At 62.1% G+C, this 18027-nt stretch carries 16 protein-coding genes and 1 pseudogene; 9 read left to right on the forward strand and 8 right to left on the reverse strand.

What is annotated here, in order from left to right; all coding sequences use genetic code 11:
• Positions 1–10: 10 nt before the first annotated feature.
• The 5 genes from ACSHWJ_RS12475 to ACSHWJ_RS12495 form a co-directional block, all read right to left on the reverse strand.
• On the reverse strand, positions 11–1255 hold the full coding sequence (locus ACSHWJ_RS12475; RefSeq protein ID WP_218797488.1) for a type I-E CRISPR-associated protein Cas7/Cse4/CasC: 1245 nt from the start codon (positions 1253–1255) through the stop codon (positions 11–13).
• 73 nt (positions 1256–1328) lie between these two features.
• On the reverse strand, positions 1329–1841 hold the full coding sequence (gene casB, locus ACSHWJ_RS12480) for a type I-E CRISPR-associated protein Cse2/CasB (protein WP_010960243.1): 513 nt from the start codon (positions 1839–1841) through the stop codon (positions 1329–1331).
• Positions 1819–3381 carry a type I-E CRISPR-associated protein Cse1/CasA gene (gene casA / locus ACSHWJ_RS12485; protein ID WP_432539872.1) on the reverse strand — a complete coding sequence of 521 codons (1563 nt, stop codon included), beginning with the start codon at positions 3379–3381 and terminating at the stop codon, positions 1819–1821. Before casA ends, casB begins: the two co-directional genes overlap by 23 nt.
• Positions 3365–6010 (reverse strand): CRISPR-associated helicase Cas3', encoded by a 2646-nt coding sequence (gene cas3, locus ACSHWJ_RS12490; protein ID WP_218797490.1) that lies wholly within the window; start codon positions 6008–6010, stop codon positions 3365–3367. The genes casA and cas3 overlap by 17 nt, the downstream gene beginning before the upstream one ends.
• 65 nt (positions 6011–6075) lie before the next feature.
• The gene (locus ACSHWJ_RS12495; protein WP_081423444.1) at positions 6076–6273 is read right to left on the reverse strand and encodes a type II toxin-antitoxin system RelE/ParE family toxin; all 198 of its coding nucleotides are present in this window, start codon (positions 6271–6273) and stop codon (positions 6076–6078) included.
• A 14-nt stretch (positions 6274–6287) separates the two neighbouring features.
• On the opposite strand from ACSHWJ_RS12495, the pseudogene ACSHWJ_RS12500 reads away from it, so the two are divergent.
• The 4 genes and pseudogenes from ACSHWJ_RS12500 to ACSHWJ_RS12515 all read left to right on the forward strand — a co-directional run.
• Positions 6288–6530 (forward strand): annotated as a pseudogene (locus tag ACSHWJ_RS12500) (IS3 family transposase); the annotation flags it as partial.
• Positions 6531–6847: 317 nt separating this feature from the next.
• A complete protein-coding gene (locus ACSHWJ_RS12505; RefSeq protein ID WP_218797491.1) occupies positions 6848–7306 on the forward strand; it encodes a hypothetical protein in 459 nt (152 codons plus the stop codon).
• A gap of 26 nt (positions 7307–7332) precedes the next feature.
• The gene (locus ACSHWJ_RS12510; RefSeq protein WP_187148256.1) at positions 7333–7482 is read left to right on the forward strand and encodes a hypothetical protein; all 150 of its coding nucleotides are present in this window, start codon (positions 7333–7335) and stop codon (positions 7480–7482) included.
• 317 nt (positions 7483–7799) lie between these two features.
• Positions 7800–8189, forward strand: coding sequence for a c-type cytochrome (locus ACSHWJ_RS12515; protein WP_026045787.1), 390 nt, complete (start codon positions 7800–7802; stop codon positions 8187–8189).
• Between the two features lie 90 nt (positions 8190–8279).
• Here ACSHWJ_RS12515 and ACSHWJ_RS12520 read toward each other — a convergent pair whose 3' ends face one another.
• The 3 genes from ACSHWJ_RS12520 to ACSHWJ_RS12530 are packed head-to-tail and all read right to left on the reverse strand — an operon-like array spanning position 8280 to position 13334.
• The gene (locus ACSHWJ_RS12520) at positions 8280–10706 is read right to left on the reverse strand and encodes a beta-galactosidase (RefSeq protein ID WP_218797492.1); all 2427 of its coding nucleotides are present in this window, start codon (positions 10704–10706) and stop codon (positions 8280–8282) included.
• Positions 10707–10716: 10 nt separating this feature from the next.
• A complete protein-coding gene (locus ACSHWJ_RS12525; protein ID WP_010960249.1) occupies positions 10717–12336 on the reverse strand; it encodes an alpha-amylase family glycosyl hydrolase in 1620 nt (539 codons plus the stop codon).
• Positions 12333–13334, reverse strand: a complete 1002-nt coding sequence (locus ACSHWJ_RS12530; protein WP_432539873.1) for a DUF6635 family protein — start codon at positions 13332–13334, stop codon at positions 12333–12335. The genes ACSHWJ_RS12525 and ACSHWJ_RS12530 overlap by 4 nt, the downstream gene beginning before the upstream one ends.
• Before the next feature lie 115 nt (positions 13335–13449).
• On the opposite strand from ACSHWJ_RS12530, the gene ACSHWJ_RS12535 reads away from it, so the two are divergent.
• The 5 genes from ACSHWJ_RS12535 (at position 13450) to ACSHWJ_RS12555 (ending at position 17982) form a co-directional block, all read left to right on the forward strand.
• Positions 13450–13809, forward strand: coding sequence for a hypothetical protein (locus ACSHWJ_RS12535; RefSeq protein ID WP_432539874.1), 360 nt, complete (start codon positions 13450–13452; stop codon positions 13807–13809).
• Positions 13810–13966: 157 nt separating this feature from the next.
• Positions 13967–14593, forward strand: coding sequence for a DUF2490 domain-containing protein (locus ACSHWJ_RS12540; protein ID WP_238536777.1), 627 nt, complete (start codon positions 13967–13969; stop codon positions 14591–14593).
• A 198-nt stretch (positions 14594–14791) separates the two neighbouring features.
• On the forward strand, positions 14792–16417 hold the full coding sequence (locus tag ACSHWJ_RS12545) for a porin (RefSeq protein ID WP_017364182.1): 1626 nt from the start codon (positions 14792–14794) through the stop codon (positions 16415–16417).
• Positions 16418–16465: 48 nt separating this feature from the next.
• Positions 16466–16837: a c-type cytochrome gene (locus ACSHWJ_RS12550; protein WP_010960254.1), complete on the forward strand. Its 372-nt coding sequence runs from the start codon at positions 16466–16468 to the stop codon at positions 16835–16837.
• Positions 16838–16929: 92 nt separating this feature from the next.
• Entirely contained in the window at positions 16930–17982 is a 1053-nt protein-coding gene (locus ACSHWJ_RS12555; RefSeq protein ID WP_218797494.1) for a PstS family phosphate ABC transporter substrate-binding protein, read from the forward strand.
• Positions 17983–18027: the final 45 nt, after the last annotated feature.

Consider the following 18027-nt stretch of genomic DNA (forward strand, 5'->3'; position numbering starts at 1 on the left):
GGCGGCCGCCTCAAGCCTTGGCCGGTGGAAAAATGGCATCCAGTGCCGCGCCGATGGAAGCGTCCAGGGAGTTGGTCGGTGCCAGATCCGCGTCGAAAGCACGGGTGCTGGCCACAGATCGGCTATCGGAGGTTCTTCCATACATGGCATCCAGTGCCCGCAGGTACTTGGCCAAGGCGTCTATAGCGGCTTGCAGGGGATCGCCGCGCATCGGCAGGGCCTGTAGGTAGGCGTTGGAAAGAGCACGGGGCTGTTGCTTCCCGGTTTCCAGCAACACGAACTCGCTGAAGGCATAGGGCGCGGTGGCACCGAGCTTGGCCCCGGGGGAAACCGTGGCGATTGCGCGAATGAGGCCGGTCAGCACTTTGCGGACATCGGCGGGCTCCTGCTCTGCCCACCGTGTGGTATCGCAGCCGGTGAGGTTGGAAACCAGCAAGGGAATGTCCACCGCCACGTAGCCGTAGAACAGCCCGGCCCCCAGTTCCATGTCGCCGGCATGGGCCGCGCTAGTTTCCTCTTCGCGGTTCAAGTCATCCACCACGGTGAAATAGTCGACCTCGGTGTCCAGCCCATGTACGGTGAACGAATGGGCCACATGAACGGCCGCATCGGAACGGGACAAAATATCCGAGGTGACGAAGCGGCCGAACAGCGCGCCTTCCAATCCGGCGTACAAGTCACCGTGACCGGCGGCCTTGAGCATCGCCTTGAAATTGGCCTTATCACCCTTGAGCTTCGCTTGCAGCGCCTTTTCCGCGCCACTTCCTTCCTCGGCACATGCCTTCAGCAGGCTAATGAGATAGTTCACTTCCGGCCGGCCAAAAAGGATGGGTTGTTTGACTCGTAAATCGCCGGCAGAGGACTCTTCCGTCCCGGCGCCTTCCTCGAAATCGAATTCAGCCTGTTCTTCATGGCCATTTTTGCCTTTTTTCGCTTTCTCTGGCTTGGCAGTCTTGTCGGACTTCTGGAGCAGCAAGCCCATCAGGCTGAGAGTCAGTTGTTTTGCCAATGAATCTTCGACCCCTTCCTGCTTCAGACGGGGATAAATTTCCCGCTCGAACACGTGCCGGGTCCGCAGCCCCGTGGGTAGCGGGATGGTCTGTTTCAGGCTTTCCCGCCAATGCCGCTTGAGACATTGGGACGAGACCCGCAGGCGCACGGCATCGCCGAAAGGGATGCGCTTGGCGAGGCCGGCATCGTCACGGTTGAGCAGGGTGGCATGGTAGGAGGTAAGGCTATGGATTTGCAGAAACATGAGCGTGGTTCCTTGGAGTCGAGCGAACAGGTGGAGACTGGCGGCGGGTGGATAGAATCCACCATCCGAGTGGTCAATCGTGGTCCTTGAGGTTGCGGTAATAGTCACGGGCGATCTTCAATCGCGCCTTTTCCGGATTTCTGTCGAGGAGCAAATGGGCGAAATCAGTCCAGTTGCAGGACTCGTTCTTGGCGGCCAGGAACCGCGCGGCGCGTAGGAGCAAGGTGTGCAGCGTATCGCCTTCGGCGGCGAGTAGCCGTTCCAGCCGTTTTTCCGAATAACCGGTTTCGGCCAGTGTCAGACCGACGGAGCGATCCGGGCGGTGGGGCTTCGGGCACATGAGGGCAATGCCGGCGACCAGTGCAGTCCAGGCCGTTCTCCGGTTTTCCCAATTCTGCGGCAAGTGTCGAAAGGCAAAGCGATAGAAAGCCAGGTTCGGCGGGGCGTCCGGGTTCAGGCGGCGCAATGCCGCCCGATCACCCGTGGGGAAATGTTCGGCGGCGATGGTCGCGGCGAGATGGCCTATCAGCGAAGCCAGCGATGTCGATGGTGTTTCCGGCGGGTCAGCCGGGGCGGGGTGCGTCATGGGAGCCCTCCTTGAGTTGCGGGAACGTTTTGAACAATGAACCGTGGAACAATCCTTCCGCTTTCACACGGGCGCGGTAGCGTCGTCCCTCGCGGGACGGGTAACGGGCGATGGCCTCTTCCAGCACCTTATGGGCCTTGTCGCGCAGGGCGCGCAGCCATTCCAGGCGGGCCGCGTCCGCATCGTCCTGCTCGGCTTGCCGCCACAGCCAGGGGAAGTAGTCTTCGGACCAGGCAGCGCTGAATCGTTGGGTGGCCTCGTTGAGCCACAGATTGACTTCGCGCCGGTCGAAGTCGATTTTATCCGGTCCAGCCTCCAGCAAGGCGATGACCGAAGGTTTGAGAACGCGGTTTTGTATTTCCTTGGCATCGTTGAGAGCCGTCTTGCTGATGGACGCCAACCGATCACGCTCCGACCTGCGGCGGAACAATCGATGCGCCCTGGCAGGTACTGGAATGGCGACGTGATGGAAACCGTCGGTCGTTCCTTGGCCACGTACAAGAACCGTGGCGGAGAAGAGGCAGCTTTGGCCTTCGTTTTCTTCCAGCAGGCACTGCATTCTGGCTGCTCGAAATCCGTCTTCGAATAAAACGTTACGGATCAATTCTGGGCTGAGTCCGCTGGCTGAAACGGTCATGGCGGACTGCCCTTTTTTCTTGTCGGCCACATTCACAGGTGTCCATGGGTCACCCAGCACGCCACCTGCATCACCTGCCGCAAGCCGGGCCGCTTTCGTGGATGCGCCGAAGGCTTGCACGTTTTTCCCATCACCCATGAGGCGCACGGCCCGGGCAATTTCGATGTAGAAAGGATCGAGGACATTCAAACTGAGACTCGACTCAAGATCCCATGGCTGTTCCCATACCAACACGATCCCACGCTCTCGATATCCCCACGGACCGGCCAGCAATTCTTCCCTGATGCCCACCAAACGTGTGACATCGCAATGCCACCGCATCCCCATGCGTTCGGCGTGATAAACGGCAACAGCGGGGCGGCTGCCGAAACCGCCATTCATGCGGGCTATGCCGTAATTGCCTTGGCCGAAGAAACCACTCATCGTCTGAAGACTGACCAGCGCATAGACCCAACCGTCCGGGCTGGTGGCGCCGGATCTGCTCGCTTTCACATCGTGGTTTTTGGCGGTAGGCAGGATGTCCAGGGCATCTGCTGTCCTCGCCTTTAGCTTGAAGGCACCAAAATCCTTCTTATCCGGCACCGGGGCCTGCATGAACGCCGGCTGGGTGACATCGTCCACGATCAGGGTCCACGCCCAGTCATCATCCCTTCCGGTCAGCTTCCGGATGCCTTCGTGCCAGAAATCCTCGGGTTGCCGCGGTTCGGATCGCGCCTCGCGCGCCAACACCGCCCCGGCCAGGTAGCAAAGGAAGATGTGGAACGCATCTTCCTGATGCCGTTGCAGGCCCAGCAGGGATTCAACCCGGTCCTGGCCCAACGCTTCCAAGAGCTGCGGCAGACTCAGGCGCTCGATGCCATCGGGGGTCTCGACGCGAAACAACGGATCAGTCAATAGATTCATCGAAAGGCTCCAGGCCAAAGCGGGAATAGCGGTAATGGCGCTCGCCGTAACGCAGGATCATGCCATCGGCGCCCCGACGGATGAGTTCGGCGGTCTCGTCATCCCTTTCCTTCGGCGCCAAATGCCCGGGTATGGTGATTTCGGCGATTTCCGCGCCGAAGGGGCCGGGCGAGGGTTGGCGTAACGGGATGCGCAAGGTATCCAGCCCTAGGCGGGTTCTCGCCTTCTCGTTCAGTTCATTGAAACTGAGTTCGCCAAAGGGCCGGTCGTATTGAGCGGCGACGTGGAACGCGGCGATGTTGTGGGCGAGCGTCAGACCTTCCACGTTCTGGCCGTGCTTTCCCCAAGCGGGGCCAGATAGCGTGGCCAGTCGTTCCGGATGGGTCGCGCCTTCCACCAGGCGGCGGTTGTCGCGCGGGATCTCAACTTCGGTTTGTTCCAGCAACATGAGCCGCGTGAGTTCGAGGGTCCGCAGGTCGGCGTAAACGCTGCCGAATCCGGCTCTCTTCGCCTCCCTCGATGCCTCGCCCCTGGCGTCGAGCCATTCTGCCAGGCTGGCGCAGTCCGGCATCAACACCGTGCAACGCGGCGCTTCGAAACCGGGCGGACGGGTACAGTCGTGCCGGTGCAATCGCCCGACCCGTTGCAGGAGCACGTCAGCCGGGCACAGGTCGGTGATGAGCCAGTCGGCATCGATGTCGAGACTTTGCTCCAGGGTTTGCGTGCCGATCAGTACCAGGGGACCGGGTGGCGTGCCCTTTCCCCAGCGGCGGCTGACCGCCAGATCCAGCAGCTCGCGATCGCTGGGCGCGAAGCGGCCATGATGAGGGCAGATCGAGTCTTGGCAACGGAACAACCAAACCTTCTGGATGGCTGGATGTTGCTCCAATGCCCGTTGCAGGGCGTTGGCCCGGCCGACCGTGTTAAGCACGATCAATACCCGCGCGCCGGCTTCCAAGGCACTTACCAGTTCGGATATCAGCCTTTCCGGCTGCTTCAGCCAGGAGCGCGGATCGATGCGGACCCGCTTGACCGACCCGCCCCGCGCAAACCCCACGGAGCGTCGAATACCCGATAAGAGGGTGAGAGCCGGATACGGGGCGGCGCAGGCCCCGGCGTAATTTTCTGCCGCAAGAGTCGTGCAGCCACAGGCCTGCAGGAATTCGGCGCAAGCCCAAGCGCCCAGCGTTGCGGAAAGCAGCATCGCATGGCCGCCGAGTCCAACGTGATGGGATAACAATCCCCTCAATAATCGCCGCATGTAGACATCAGAGGCGTGGACTTCGTCGACCACCAGTAGACTCCTGTCCAGACACACGGAACGCAGATGAGCATGTCTGGTTTGCACCGCCGAAAGCAAGGCTTGGTCAACCGTTCCCACCGCCACCGTAGCGGCCAGGAAACGTTTGGGGTGCTCGGCCGCCCATTGCCGTTCCTGCCGGAGCCGGTCGGGATCGTCATGGCAAAGAATCCTGTCGTCCGGAAGCAATCGATCCAATTTGTCGATGGGGACGTTGTCAATCCGAGCGTAACGTGGCACGGCCAACACCGCGGCCGGACGGCATTCCGGCTTTGGAAATATCTGTTCCAGATAATTCACGACGCGGAGGTAAAGCTCTCTTGCTGCCACCCGGGTGGGAAGCGCGAAATACAAGCCATCGACCTCACCGGCCGCGAACAGACGGAAAAAGCGCGCTAGGGCTGCCTCGGTCTTGCCGGAGCCGGTTTCGGCTTCGGCAATCAGCAACCGCGATTCGGCATCGTCGGGAGCTTGTTGATCAACGGCCGACTGCAGGGGGCGAGGCTCAAAGCCAAACCAGTGCTTGAAGGTGGTTGGGCGCTGCGCGAGGTCGGATTGGAGGCTGGCTGTATCCAGGCCGACTGTCAGCAAGGCGCGGCGAGCAGCATTACGGGCAAAGCCGATATCGAGCAGGCGCCCCAGAGGGAAAAAGGCTTGATGGGAGCCGAGCCAGTCCGCCAGCATGACCAGTCCGGCGAATCTGTGCTGCAGCCGAGCCCGGCCGGGAATGCGGGCCACTCCGCGCTTGAAGGCATCCGGAAAAGCCTGTTTCGCTATCCGCATCAGTTCCGCAACGGCCTGCATCGGATCTCTGGTAGCGTCCGCTCGCCACCAGCGGGTCCTGGCCAGATAGTAATTGCCCGTTTGATCGCCGGTTTGGAATCTTACCGGTGCGCCGTGGTGGGACCAAGCGGCCAGCAGGAATTGCTCGATGCTATCTGGCGGGTCGAACCAGTCTGCGATCTCGTCCAGGTCGAGCGCTGTAGCGAAGGCTTCGCACAACTCGGGGGCGTCGAACAGGGGCGCCAGTTCCCGCACATGCCCCGCGCGCGGTGCCTTGGCGTCGAAGACCTTGTCCTGGAAACCCAGGTTCGCCTTGCCGACGTCATGCAGCAAGGCGATGACCGCAAGCCTTTGAAGCTGAATCCCGTCCAGCTCAATACCTGAGCTGACTTTCAGTTTGTGATGGAATGCGGGGAGCTCGGCCAGCGCCGCGAATACGGAAGCAACATCCAGTGAATGTTGGGAGAGCGATAGCCATTGATCCGTTTGCCCGTTTTGACCAAGACGGATTTTTCCCCAAAATCCGACATGTTCATGGCTCAGCATTGTTTATTTCCCCGTTTACATCATGTTTTTCTCGTTATCTAGGCGATTTTTCCAGATTTTTCCATTCATAAAAATATCTCCGGCCATTTCCTCGCGCCGTGATACACAGCCAGTATTTCGATGCGGTCGTCGCGCGCACGGTACGGCAGAAGGTAAGGACTGTCGCCCATCACCAGTTCACGGGTACCGTCGATCCGGCCGGGCCGAACGAGATTCGGGTTGTCGCTCAGGAAGGAGACACGTTGCCGGATTTGTTGGTGCAGGGCGCGAGCGGGCCGTGCGCGTGGTGAAGGAGCAGCGGGGCGACTACCCCCTCGCTGTGGGCGGCGGTGGAGTCGATCGGCCCCAAGATTGGCTGCGTGCCGCAGACCCTGCTCGAACGGGTCAAGCGCCAGCAGGTCGATGCCGGCGGCCGCGAGCGCCTCAGGCAGTTCGAGCGAGAGAACAAGGAACTGCGCCGAGTCAACGACATCCTCAAGGCGGCCAGCGCGTTTTTCGCCCGGGCGGAGCTCGATCGCCGACACGGCGTCGAGTCATTGTGGGAGCCTTGGCGGAGAGCATTGCCAGAGACGGAAGGAGCCGAGGCGGACGCAGGACGGCGCGGGCCGCCGAAGGCAAGGACGTCGCCAGTTTTTTGCTCCCGAGGGGGACGGGGATGTCCCGTCGGGTTTCGCAAAAAAATGGCGACATTCCAGAAAAAGCCGTGCTGAGTCAAGACCGTCGGATTCGGTTCGGGCTGTTCCGTCAAAAGGAGCGCTGTACATGCCTGTGCTCACGTGAGTACCATCGCTGCGATGCTGATCACAAATACTGCTGCTCACCGAATGGAGGAAGATCATGCGCACACTAGCTTTCGCCGTCCTTGCCGCGCTGGTGACGGCTGGACCGGTTCTGGCGGAACCCGCCGATCACCATGCCTTGGATGAGGTCGGCAAGCAGTTGCTGAGGGATGCTGCTACCAAAGCGGCGCCCCGTGAAGCGGTCGAAGGCGCCAAGACGGTGGAGGATGCGGCCGGACAGGCAAACGAACTGAAGGAATCGGCGAAATCCGCCCCGGCTGCCGTCAAGGGTCAGCTGCAAAAGGCGGCCACGGAGTCCGCCAGGCGACAGGTCGAGGAAGTGGTACCGGAACAAGCCAAGGAAGGGATGAGAGTCGTGGAAAGCACGGCCAAATCCGCCAAGTCCATCAAAAAACGGGTCGAAGCGGCGCCGAAATCCGCGGGAGAGGCGTCTCAGGCAGCCAAGGACAAGGTTCGGGAAGAAGCGACGAAGAAGGCATTGGACATGTTGCCCTGATCGTGGTTCCAAATTGAGGGACGGACATGGGCGGGCTCCTCCGATACCTCGCCATCGTCGCCATCGTAATATTCGTCCTGCTGAGCCGGGACAAGCTTGCGGAGTGGTTTTCCGGACCGGATTCCCGCTTCACCTCCCATACCGATGGCATGCACATGGTCCGTCCTCCCGGGTGAACGACCGGATGCCGGGGGTCGTCCCGGCCATCGTAATCAGGGGCATTGCGGAAGTGATGTCCCTCTCAGAGTGGCGAATGCCGCCGCGTCGACCGTTGGTTCCGGACTTTTCGGGTATTCATGCGCAGTCGCATCGGGGAGGGGCGCATCGATGTCCATTCCCTGCGGCGGAAACAAGCATATCTTTCATACGGCTGTGGTAACGTCAAAAGTCTCAGGATGGGTGCTGTATCCTGAGCAAGCGGAGGGCGGCCCGGCACGCTGCCGGGCCGCTTCGACGCATTGTCTGGAGTCCAACAATCGACCCTACGGAGAGAATGAACGTGAGAAGGTTCTTAGATTTGGGATGCGGCGTCGTGCTGGCGCTCGCGGCGGGCGCGGCTCATGCCGGCGACGTCGCGGCTGGGAAAACGAAATATGAGCGTTGTGTCGAGTGTCACGGCCGGGGAGAAGGGGATGCGGCGCCCAATGTACCCAGCCTGGCCGGAAAAGATTCGAACTACATCAGGAGGGTGCTGAACACCTACAAGCGGTGCCGGCCGGACGACTGGCTCCCACCTTGCGGCGGTTCGGAAGAACGCATCCAGCCTTTCGGCTGGGAGCACCGGTCGAAGGATGGTGATTCGATGCGGGAAATCGCTTCGGAACTGAGCGATACCGATATCGACGACCTCGCGGCCTATATCGCGACATTCCGTAAACCTTGACGAAAGCCCCCGCTGCATCGGCGATAAGGCGTCTTCAGTCGCCGGGTCCATCACCGGGGCTTTTGTGCCCGGTCGGGTGGGCGGGACGTTTCAGCCGTCGCCGGTGCGTTCATGGCACAGGATGATCCGGTCATGATGGGGAGCCGGGCGCAGCAATACCCCGTAAGTCGTCGGGCCGTCCTGTCGCAGTTCGCATGGGGGGGAGACCCGCAGCTTGCGGGCTGTCTCGACGGCGATCACGCCCCGCCGCCGGGTCGCGCGGAATTCGATGCGGTCTGGGTTCACGGCGGTGATTTCCGCGGTGGCGTACTCGATCTTCACTTCACCGAAACGCATGGCCAGCGGCAGCATCACACCGTCGCGGGCGCGAAGCTCGATTTCGTGTCCGTCGAACAGCGGTCGACCGTCCTCGTAAAGATGGAAACGCTTGTCGAAGCCGTCCAGGTTCAGCAGGTGGATGAAGCGCTCTCCCGCGGCGTTGGCGGTCGACGTCATGAAGATGCCGTGGTTTTCGCAGTCGTGGCGCAAGGCGGCCACTGCGCCCAGCCGTTCCAAGGCGGTGCGGAACAGGGCGATGTCGCAAGGGTAGGCGGTGCCGATGACGACGGCGCGGCCTTTCCCGACCGCCGTTTCGAAGCCGCAGATCTCGCCGGTGTCGCAAACCCGCAGCAGCGCTTCGGCCAAAGGAGCAGCGAAAGTCTGGGCGAAATGGCTACGTACTTCCGGTCGCGGCCTGGCCCAGCCGTCCGCGGCCAGCGCGAGGAAATAGCGCTCACTGGCCTGGCGAAACCCTGAAATTTCGGCACCCAACGCTTCGGCCAGCAGCGTGCAGGGCTCGCCCTCCATCCCGTACAGGGGGACTTCCCCGTACAACAGCAGGCCCCCGCCCGCACTCAGCCAATCGGCCAGCTTGCGCTGGACGGCGGTGTCCATGTACCGGGCCGAGCCCAGCGCCAGCACCGGTGTGGTCTTCACGTCGAGCGGCCGGTTCTGCAGGTCCACCGCGCCGAAGCGGTAGCCGCCGAGCAGCATCGCTCGGGCCATGGTCTCCCAGGCGCTTGGCCCGCGGTTGGCTTCCAGATTGCGGACGATGGTGGCCATCGCGGCACTGGCGGGATGGCGGTATTCCGTCATGAAATAGTCGGGAATGAAGCCGAAGGCCACCCGGTCGTGCTCCTCCCACATGGCGGCCAGCTTGTCGGCAACGGCGGCCACGGTGCGGGTCAGGTTCGCCAGGCGCGGATAGCTGTAATTCAACCGTCCGTCCGGATCGACCGGCGCGGCGAAACCGTGGCGTTCGCCGGTGAAGGCGATGCGGCCGTCGCCGTCCGGCGGCGGCGGGTCGAGCCGGTAGTTGTGGCCGCCCGTGAAGAGGTAGTAGTTGAGGAGCCGTGCGCCCTGGGCCAGGCACATGCGCGCCTTGAAGTCGGCGGCGGAGGGATCCAGCCGGTTGCCATAGGTGTTGCCGTAGTTGCCGTCGCCGCATTCGAACTCCATCGAAGCCAGAGGCTGTTCGGGGCGGTGCACGGCCTCCATGAAGGCGTTGCAGAGATACAAGTCCTGGAAGTTGTCGAACGTCAGATTACCGAGATAGAAGTCGGAGCCCGACAGGTAGCCGAAATCCTGGGTGTAGGACGGGTAGAGCTGGCTGATGCCGATCGGGAAGCTTAGGGCACGGCCGCCGCCGGTGCCATGGATATTGACCACGAAGGGGATGCCGCGGATGCCGGCGGTTTCCGCCCAGGACCGCAGGGTTGCGACGTAGCGGGCGAAACGGTCGCGCATGTAGTGGCCGAGGTCGCGCAGGAGGGCCAGGGCGTAGCTCTCGGCGGGCGAGCGGATGCCGGCGCGGCGCGCCTCTGGCTCATCCGGGTCGAAGGGGTAGCGTTTCCGCAAGCTCTCAGGGCGGTGACGGACTTTCAGCCAGGCCGCGAAATCCGCCAGCACGTTTTCGGTGAGGTCCGGGCAGTTACTGAGCCAGGACAGCATGCCGATCTCGTTGTCGAGCTGCAGCGCGATCACGTTGCCGCCGCCCGGCTGCAGGCGTGGTGTGATCACCGCCATCACCGCGTCGTACCAGCGGCGGGCTGCATCCAGGAAGCCGGGTGCCAGGTAATCGACCGTGTGGGTGGTCGCCGGCTTGCCGTCCCAGCCTACGGGCACGATTTCGGGATGCTTTTCGTAAAGCCAGTAAGGCAGGCCTTCGTTCTTCAGCTCGGCCATCACGAAGGGGCCGGGACGGGCGATGAACCAAAGGCCGTTGGCCCGGCACAGATCAATGAAGGCGCCGAGATCCAGTTCCGGGCGGGAGCGCCCGTCGAGGTCGATCCGGCCCTCGACGGTTTCATGGCAGAGCCAGGGAATATAGGAGGCGACGGTGTTGCAGCCGGCGGCTTTGAGCTTGTCCAGCCGGTCCTGCCAGTCTTCGCGCCGGAGGCGGAAATAATGCACCTCGCCGCTCAGCACCAGACGGGGCCGGCCGTCGATCAGGATGGTCTTGTCGCGGAGTTCGATCATGGCGGCTCCCTCAAGATATTTTCAGTATGAGACCTTCATTGGAGAGCAAACGGAGCCGCCGCAGATCGACCCGGCCGGTGCGCCGCATGCCGGTGCTCAGCAGAATCTCCGCGCCATCGGCGAGTTCGCCCGAGTCCAGGAGATGTTCACTGCCGGCGAAATCGAGCACGATGAGGAGGCGTTCGGCGCCGGCCGTCCGCTTGTAGGCGAAGACGCCGTCGGCCTTCGTGTCCACGCTTTCGTAACTGCCATGGCTCAAGGCCGGGTGGCATTGGCGCAGTCTGGTCAGAGCCCTGAAGAGCGCCAGCATGGAGCGGGGGTCCGCCGCCTGCCGGGCAACGTTTCTCATGGGCCAGTCCTCCCCCAACGGCAGCCAGGGGTCGACGCCTTCGGGCGCGAAGCCGGCATTGGGCGAGGTGTCCCAAGGCAGCGGGGTCCGTGCCTCATCGCGATTGAACACGCCCGAAATCCCGGGCTGATTCAATGCCTGCGGATCACGGATGCGGTCCCTTGGGATCACCCCGTTCTCCATCCCCAACTCGTCGCCGTAATAGCAGGTCGGTGTGCCACGCAGGGTCAGCAGCAGCATGGTGGCGACACGGGCCGCGTCGGGACCGAAGCGGCTGGCGATGCGGGGCTGGTCATGGTTGCCGAGCACCCAGGCGGGCGAGGCCCTTTGGGGGAGGATCGCTTCGTAAGTTTCGACCATCTGCCGGATTTTCCGCGCGTCCCAGGGGGCATGGATCAGCCGGAAGTTGAAGGGTAGGTGGAATTCGTCCCGTGCCGCGCCATAGTACTTGACGAGTTCTTCCTCCGGCACGTTTGTCTCCCCGATCAAGACCCGCTCGCCGGGATAGCCGTCGACGACCGCGCGCATGGCCCGGATGATGCGGTGCAGTTCGGGCTGATGCGCCGTATGGATGTGGAGCAGCCGGCCGTGCGGATCGATGCCGTCCCAGGCCGGATTTTCCGGTTCGTCTCGGAACCCGGCGTCTTTGATCAGCAGCCAGGGCACGTCGACCCGGAAGCCGTCCACGCCTCGATCCAGCCAGAACCGCATCACCTCCAGCATCGCCTCCAGCACGGCCGGGTGGCGCAGGTTCAGCTCCGGCTGCTCCGGCGTGAACTGGTGCAGATAGTATTGTCCGGTGGTCTCGTCGTAGGTCCAGGCCGGGCCACCGAAAAAGCTCAGCCAGTTGTTGGGTGGCCCGCCGCCCGGTGCCGGATCGCGCCAGAGGTACCAGTCGCGTCTAGGGTTGTCGCGCGAACTTCGGCTTTCCAGGAACCAGGGGTGCCGGTCGGAGGTGTGGTTCGGCACCAGGTCCAGGATCAGCTTGATGCCACGGCCGTGCAAGCCGGCCAGCAGCCGGTCGAAATCGCTCAGGGTTCCGAACCAGGGATGGATGGACGTGTAGTCAGCCACGTCATAGCCGAAGTCCCGCATCGGCGAGGCGAAGACGGGCGACAGCCAGACGGCGGCGATGTTCAGGTCGGCCAGGTAGTCGAGCCGGTGGAGGATGCCGGGAAGATCACCCCTGCCGTCGCCGTCGCTGTCCTGGAAGGAAAGGGGATAGATCTGGTAGATGATGCCGGTCTGCCACCAGGCCAGCGTGCCGTTCCCGTCCGTCATGGTTGTGCCGCCAGCCGCAGCAGGTCGAAGAGGTCGAACAGGCGGGCAAGGTAATGGTCGTGCACGCGGTAACCCTCGTCCTCCCGACCGGCCAGGACGGGCTCCAGGGACTCGACGAAGCGCTCCAGCCGCTTCCGGTGAAAGCCGGTCAAGGCCAGCAGCGGATCGACCACGACTGCCGACAGCGCTCCGAGAATGCCCAGAGCCGCCATCACTGCCCCTGTGCTCGCTGCGATCAGGGTGAAAGAGACGTCGGCCGGGAACATCGTGTAATACCATGCGCCCAAGGTGGGGCCGAGCCAGAAGTTGGCGATCGCGATCTGCTGGGCGATGGCTGCCGCCGCAGCGCTGCCGGCGGAAGCTGCCCCCGGCGTCATCCGTCCGAACGCCGCATAGCCGCCGGCCAGGGTGGCGATGCTGGCCGCCAGTTCGGTCGCCGTTTGGCGGATTTTCCCGTACTCTTGCAGTCTGGCCGCCAGCGATGCGCGGAATTCCCCGGAACCGGCGCGGGACCGTATGGCTCCGAGGTATTCCGCGAGCCGGGCCGACAGTTCGGGATCGCTCAGGATGGTCTCCAGCAGGGCATCCTTGGTGGATCGGCGCGAGCCGTCGGAATAGGGCAGTTCCAACAGTTCGACGTGGATCAGCCAGTTCAGCTCGCTCTGCAGCGCCGTGGGCAGGCCGGAAGGGACTTTGCGCAGGCGGCAGGCGAGATCTTTCGCCCCGAGCTTTTGAGCGATCGCGGCAGTGGAATGGGAGAGAAACGCCGGGAGGCTCCACAGCAGATTGACGGGGATGCGGTAATAGTCCCGGCCCAGCGTCTTCTTGTGCATTTCCCAGGCTCCGCGGAAGGAAAAATGTTGCGCCACGAAGCCTGGGATTTTCGCTTTCCGGCTCTCGATATAATCGGCGACGCCGCGGGCGGCCGCTTTCTCCAGCAGCCGGCGGAGCGTCTCCGCCGAGTCCGGTTCCAGTCTGTCCTTTCTGTCCTCGTTCATGCCGGATTTGCACCTCGTTTCGCCAAAACCGAGTATATAGTCATACACGCGCTCCCTGGAGACACGGGGCGTGCCCGTAATCCCGCATCTAGCAAACAATCGAGGAGGTTCCGTCATGCAGTGCGCCCGCCAACATCCGTTCGGTGGTTTTGCCAGTGCTCCGGACCGGATAGCGGTCAGTGGACTGCTGCCGTTCTTTGCCCTGTTGTCCGGTTGCCTGAGCGATGCCGAACTGCTGGCCGAGAATTCCAGGATCGCGTTGCAGACCGCCGAGATGCGCGGGGCGGGGGAGCTGGATTGTCCGCGGGTCAAGGCCGCGATCGTGACGGAAAAGGAGGTGCCGGGCCAGCCGCTGGGTGAGCTTTACAGCGAATATGGCGTCCGGGTGGACGGCTGCGGCCGGACGGTCTTCTACGACATCGAGTGCCGCGACGAGAAGATCTGTGCGGTGCGGGAAAAGCCACTGCCGAAATGAAGGCGGCGTTGGGGGTATGTCGGGGGCATTGAGGAGGGTTGCGCTCGGGAGCCGCAACGCCGAGGTCTGGAAGATGATGAGTGTGATGAGGAAAATGCAGGCAGGATGTTCGCTGGGAGCGATCGCCTTGGCTTTGTCAGGCGGTGCGCACGCGGATATGACGACCGACGACTGGGGCAGTTGGGGGCAGGTCGTGGCGGAAGGCAGTCTGGGTTTTATCGACCCCGGTCTCGAGAAAGGACGGCTATGGCTGGAAGGGCAGATGCGCTGGGACGGTGACTGGCGGCATTGGTATCAGGGCGTGGCCCGCGCCGCGCTGGGATATTCGCTGAGCGATCGTGCCACGGTCTGGATCGGCTATTCCTTCGTGCCCACCCAAAACGCGGGCAAACCTTATCTGGCCCAGCAGGACGTCTGGCCGGGCTTTCGCTATGTGCTTCCCACCGAGTTCGGGACCTTCACCTTCAGGACGATGTTGGAGTCCAACTTCATCCGTGGCGATCAGGTCCGCTACCAGCCCCGCCAGATGTTCCGCTACCTGCGTCCCTTCGATTTCGAACCGCGCCTGAGCTTGATTGCCTGGGACGAGGTTTTCGTTCGCCTGAACAGCACCCCCTGGGGCGGCCCGGCCGGCTTTGGTCAGAACCGGGCGTTTCTGGGGGGCGGCTGGAGCTTCGATCCGGCCTTGAGGGTGGAGCTGGGCTACATGAACCAGTACATCGACAGCAGACCGAATCAGGTCATGCATAACCTCATCATGGGATCCTTGTTCATCAACTTTTGATGGCCTTTCCGGGGAAAATCCCGGCGGGATTCGCTGCCGTCGGCGGCACGGCGCATCACCGCTCCGAAGCCGTATTTCTCTCTGCTTACATCGCTTTGTAACGTTACTGTCATATTTGCTCATTATCGTTGCGCTGCCGAACTGCCAATGCCTGTCGCTTCAGGCATGGAAAAACGACATCACGAAATGAGTAACGACATGAAATCCAATTTATTGCGCGTGAGCGGGGTGGCTCTGTTGGGCGGGGCGCTGGCGGTGCCGGCCGAAGCCGCACTCGAGCTGTACATGGACAAGAAGACCAAGCAGATCTACGCCGAGCCCGGCCCTGGCCGGGTCCGCCTGGGAACCTTCGAGCAGGTGGAGGAGAAAAGCGCGTCTTCTCTCGAGCAGAAACTGGACGAGAAAAAGGTCGAGCTTGAAGCGCTGGAGAAGCGCCTGGACAAGAAGGCGGCCGCTATCAAGGAATCCGAGAAGAAGGTGGCGAGTGCGCCGGCACCCTCCGGCGAGAAGAAGTGGTTCGACAAGATCAGCATCAAAGGCTATAACCAGGTCCGCTACAGCCAGTTGCTGAACGGCGACGAGAATACACGCGACAATCTGGCGATGCCGAACGACAACTCCATCGGCCAGAACAAGGACTTCCTGCTGCGGCGCACCCGCCTGGCCCTGACGGCGGACGTGTCCGACCACCTGCTGTTCTATCTGCAGACGGATTTTGCGGCGAACACGCCGGCGGTGGATCAGAACAACTCGACCAGTCAGTACCAGTTTGCGCAGATTCGCGACGCTTACTCCGATGTGTTCATCGATTCGGAACGCGAATACCGCTTCCGTGTCGGCCAGTCGAAAATCCCGTTCGGCTGGGAAAACCTGCAGTCGTCCCAGAACCGCATCGCTTTCGAACGCAACCTGGCGACCGACGCCAACGCCATTCGCGACGAACGCGATCTCGGCGTCTTCGCGATGTGGTCGCCCGACGTCGCCCAGGAACGCTTCAAGTACCTGCAGAAAAGCGGCTTGCGTGGTTCCGGCGACTACGGCGTGGTGGCTTTCGGCGTCTATAACGGCCAGGGCGCCAACCGCTTCGAGCTGAACGACAACCTCCACATCGACGGCCGCGTAACCTATCCGTTCGAACTGCCGGGCGAGCAGATCCTCGAAGTCGGCGCTTCCGGCTATAACGGCAAATATGTCGTGAATATGCAGAACTTCAATGGGCCAGCGGATCCGGTCACGGGAAAAGTGACCCAATACATCATCGGAAAGAACTTTTTCAACACCGCCGCCGGCGGCCGCAACATGACCCAGAAAGGGACGATCACCGGGACCAGCGTCAACGGCATCAACGACGGCCAGGGCCAGCAGGATTTGCGCGGCGCCATTCACGCCGTGCTCTATCCGAAGCCGTTCGGTTTGCAGACGGAATGGACCTGGGGTATCGCGCCGACGCTGCAGATCGATCCCAGCAAACAGCTCGCCTGGATCGAATCCAAGAACGTGTGGGGCGGCTACGTCCAGGCCCATTACAAGATCGACCACTTCTACGGCGGCTGGATGCCCTACGCCCGCTTCGAAACCTATAATGGCGGCAGCAAATTCGACAACAACTCGCCGAATATCTCCGAACGCCTGTGGGAGTTCGGTGTGGAATACCAGCCCTGGCCGGAGGTCGAAGTCACCGCCGCGTACGATTTGATCAATACGACCAACTTCCGTACGACGACGGCGGGAAGCACGGCGGGCTGGAACTCCAAGGAACTGGCCTCGGGTTATGGCCAGGCCGACGGCAATGTGCTGCGCCTGCAGCTTCAGGCCAATTATTGAGCCGGTCGGGCCGATGCGCATCGTCGACCTCATTCAAGGAACACGGATATGAAAATCAAACTGTCGATACTGGTTGCGCTGCCCCTGCTGATGGCGGGTTGCGCGTTGCACACCCCGATCGATGCGAACACGCCCGAATTGGCGAACGCTCGTTTCGACTATCAGAACGGACGCAACACCTACGCCACCTATTGTTCGGCCTGCCACGACAACGGCACCAATGGAGCGCTGACCCCTTCGGCCACCGTCATCTGGGGCGAGCCCTCCGCGTTGTGGCGGAAGATTCTGAACAAGCACGTCGATCTCAAATATCTCGAAAACCCCAAGACCATCGTTGGGCAGGGATATTCCGAGAAGAACGTCGCCGATGCGATTTACTACATGGTGACGCAGCCCGGTAACCGGGGCGGCGCTTGGTAACCAACGGCGGCACCGGCCCGCGGGCGTCCCTGCGATCCGCGCCGTGCTCACTCTGACCGATGCAAAAATCCCTTGACAGCGGAGAAGTTCACGTGAAAAAGATCTTCAGCATAGGCTTGGCCGTGTCGGCCACCGTATTCGGCGCCGGCGCATCGGCTGCCGGTGGGCGAGACACCATCAGCATCGTGGGTTCTTCCACGGTGTATCCCTTTGCCACCGTGGTGGCGGAACACTTCGGCAAAGGCGGGAAGTTCAAGACGCCGAAAGTGGAGTCCACCGGCACCGGCGGCGGCATCAAGCTGTTCTGCGCCGGCGAAGGCGTCGATCATCCGGATATCGCCAACGCTTCGCGTCGCATGAAGGACACCGAGTTCCAGCAATGCAAGAAGAACGGTGTCAAAGACATCGTCGAGGTCAAGATCGGCTTCGACGGTATCGTGCTGGCCCGGTCCAAGAAATCCAAGCCGATGGAACTGAGCCGCAAGGATATCTACCTGGCACTGGCCAAGCAGATTCCCGATCCCGACTGCGGTGGCTGTGACAATTTGATCGATAATCCCTACAAGACCTGGAACGAGGTCAATCCCGCGCTGCCCGCCACCAAGATCGAGGTGTTGGGTCCTCCGCCGACTTCTGGAACCCGCGATGCCTTTGCCGAACTCGCCCTGGAGGGCGGCTGCAAGGAGTTCAAGTGGATCGCCGCCTTGAAGAAGGACAACGAGCCGGAGTACAAGAAGGTCTGCCACACCGTTCGTGAAGATGGCGCCTATGTGGAAGCCGGCGAAAACGACAACCTGATCGTGCAGAAACTGGTTGCCAATCCGAATGCGGTCGGCATCTTCGGGTACAGTTTCCTGGAAGAAAACGCCGACAAGGTCGCGGCGGCGAAGATCGAAGGGGTGGACCCTTCGTTCGAATCGATCGCCGACGGCAGTTACTCGATTTCCCGCCCGCTGTACTTCTACGTCAAGAAATCCCATGTCGGGATGATTCCGGGTATCGTGGAGTACATCGCGGAATTCACCTCCGAGAAGGCTTGGGGCGAGGACGGTTACCTGTCCGAACGCGGACTCGTCCCGCTGCCGGCCGACGAGCGGAAGGAAATGGCCGAAGATGCAAAGAAGCTGAAGCCGCTTTCCCTGTAAGGGCTGTCACAGCCGCCGTCATCCCGCGACGGCCCGGGGGTCTTC

The sequence above is a fragment of the Methylococcus sp. S1M genome (genome assembly GCF_051295855.1).
Taxonomy (GTDB): Bacteria; Pseudomonadota; Gammaproteobacteria; order Methylococcales; family Methylococcaceae; genus Methylococcus; species Methylococcus capsulatus.

What these genes read in the sequence shown, in the direction of transcription:
- ACSHWJ_RS12550 (WP_010960254.1), top strand. Translation starts at nt 16,466, where the DNA reads ATGAAAATCAAACTGTCGATACTGGTTGCGCTGCCCCTGCTGATGGCG.
- ACSHWJ_RS12530 (WP_432539873.1), bottom strand. Translation starts at nt 13,334, where the DNA reads ATGAACGAGGACAGAAAGGACAGACTGGAACCGGACTCGGCGGAGACG.
- ACSHWJ_RS12525 (WP_010960249.1), bottom strand. Translation starts at nt 12,336, where the DNA reads ATGACGGACGGGAACGGCACGCTGGCCTGGTGGCAGACCGGCATCATC.
- ACSHWJ_RS12535 (WP_432539874.1), top strand. Translation starts at nt 13,450, where the DNA reads ATGCAGTGCGCCCGCCAACATCCGTTCGGTGGTTTTGCCAGTGCTCCG.
- casA (WP_432539872.1), bottom strand. Translation starts at nt 3,381, where the DNA reads ATGAATCTATTGACTGATCCGTTGTTTCGCGTCGAGACCCCCGATGGC.
- ACSHWJ_RS12540 (WP_238536777.1), top strand. Translation starts at nt 13,967, where the DNA reads ATGACGACCGACGACTGGGGCAGTTGGGGGCAGGTCGTGGCGGAAGGC.
- cas3 (WP_218797490.1), bottom strand. Translation starts at nt 6,010, where the DNA reads ATGCTGAGCCATGAACATGTCGGATTTTGGGGAAAAATCCGTCTTGGT.
- ACSHWJ_RS12475 (WP_218797488.1), bottom strand. Translation starts at nt 1,255, where the DNA reads ATGTTTCTGCAAATCCATAGCCTTACCTCCTACCATGCCACCCTGCTC.
- ACSHWJ_RS12515 (WP_026045787.1), top strand. Translation starts at nt 7,800, where the DNA reads ATGAACGTGAGAAGGTTCTTAGATTTGGGATGCGGCGTCGTGCTGGCG.
- casB (WP_010960243.1), bottom strand. Translation starts at nt 1,841, where the DNA reads ATGACGCACCCCGCCCCGGCTGACCCGCCGGAAACACCATCGACATCG.
- ACSHWJ_RS12510 (WP_187148256.1), top strand. Translation starts at nt 7,333, where the DNA reads ATGGGCGGGCTCCTCCGATACCTCGCCATCGTCGCCATCGTAATATTC.
- ACSHWJ_RS12520 (WP_218797492.1), bottom strand. Translation starts at nt 10,706, where the DNA reads ATGATCGAACTCCGCGACAAGACCATCCTGATCGACGGCCGGCCCCGT.
- ACSHWJ_RS12545 (WP_017364182.1), top strand. Translation starts at nt 14,792, where the DNA reads ATGAAATCCAATTTATTGCGCGTGAGCGGGGTGGCTCTGTTGGGCGGG.
- ACSHWJ_RS12505 (WP_218797491.1), top strand. Translation starts at nt 6,848, where the DNA reads ATGCGCACACTAGCTTTCGCCGTCCTTGCCGCGCTGGTGACGGCTGGA.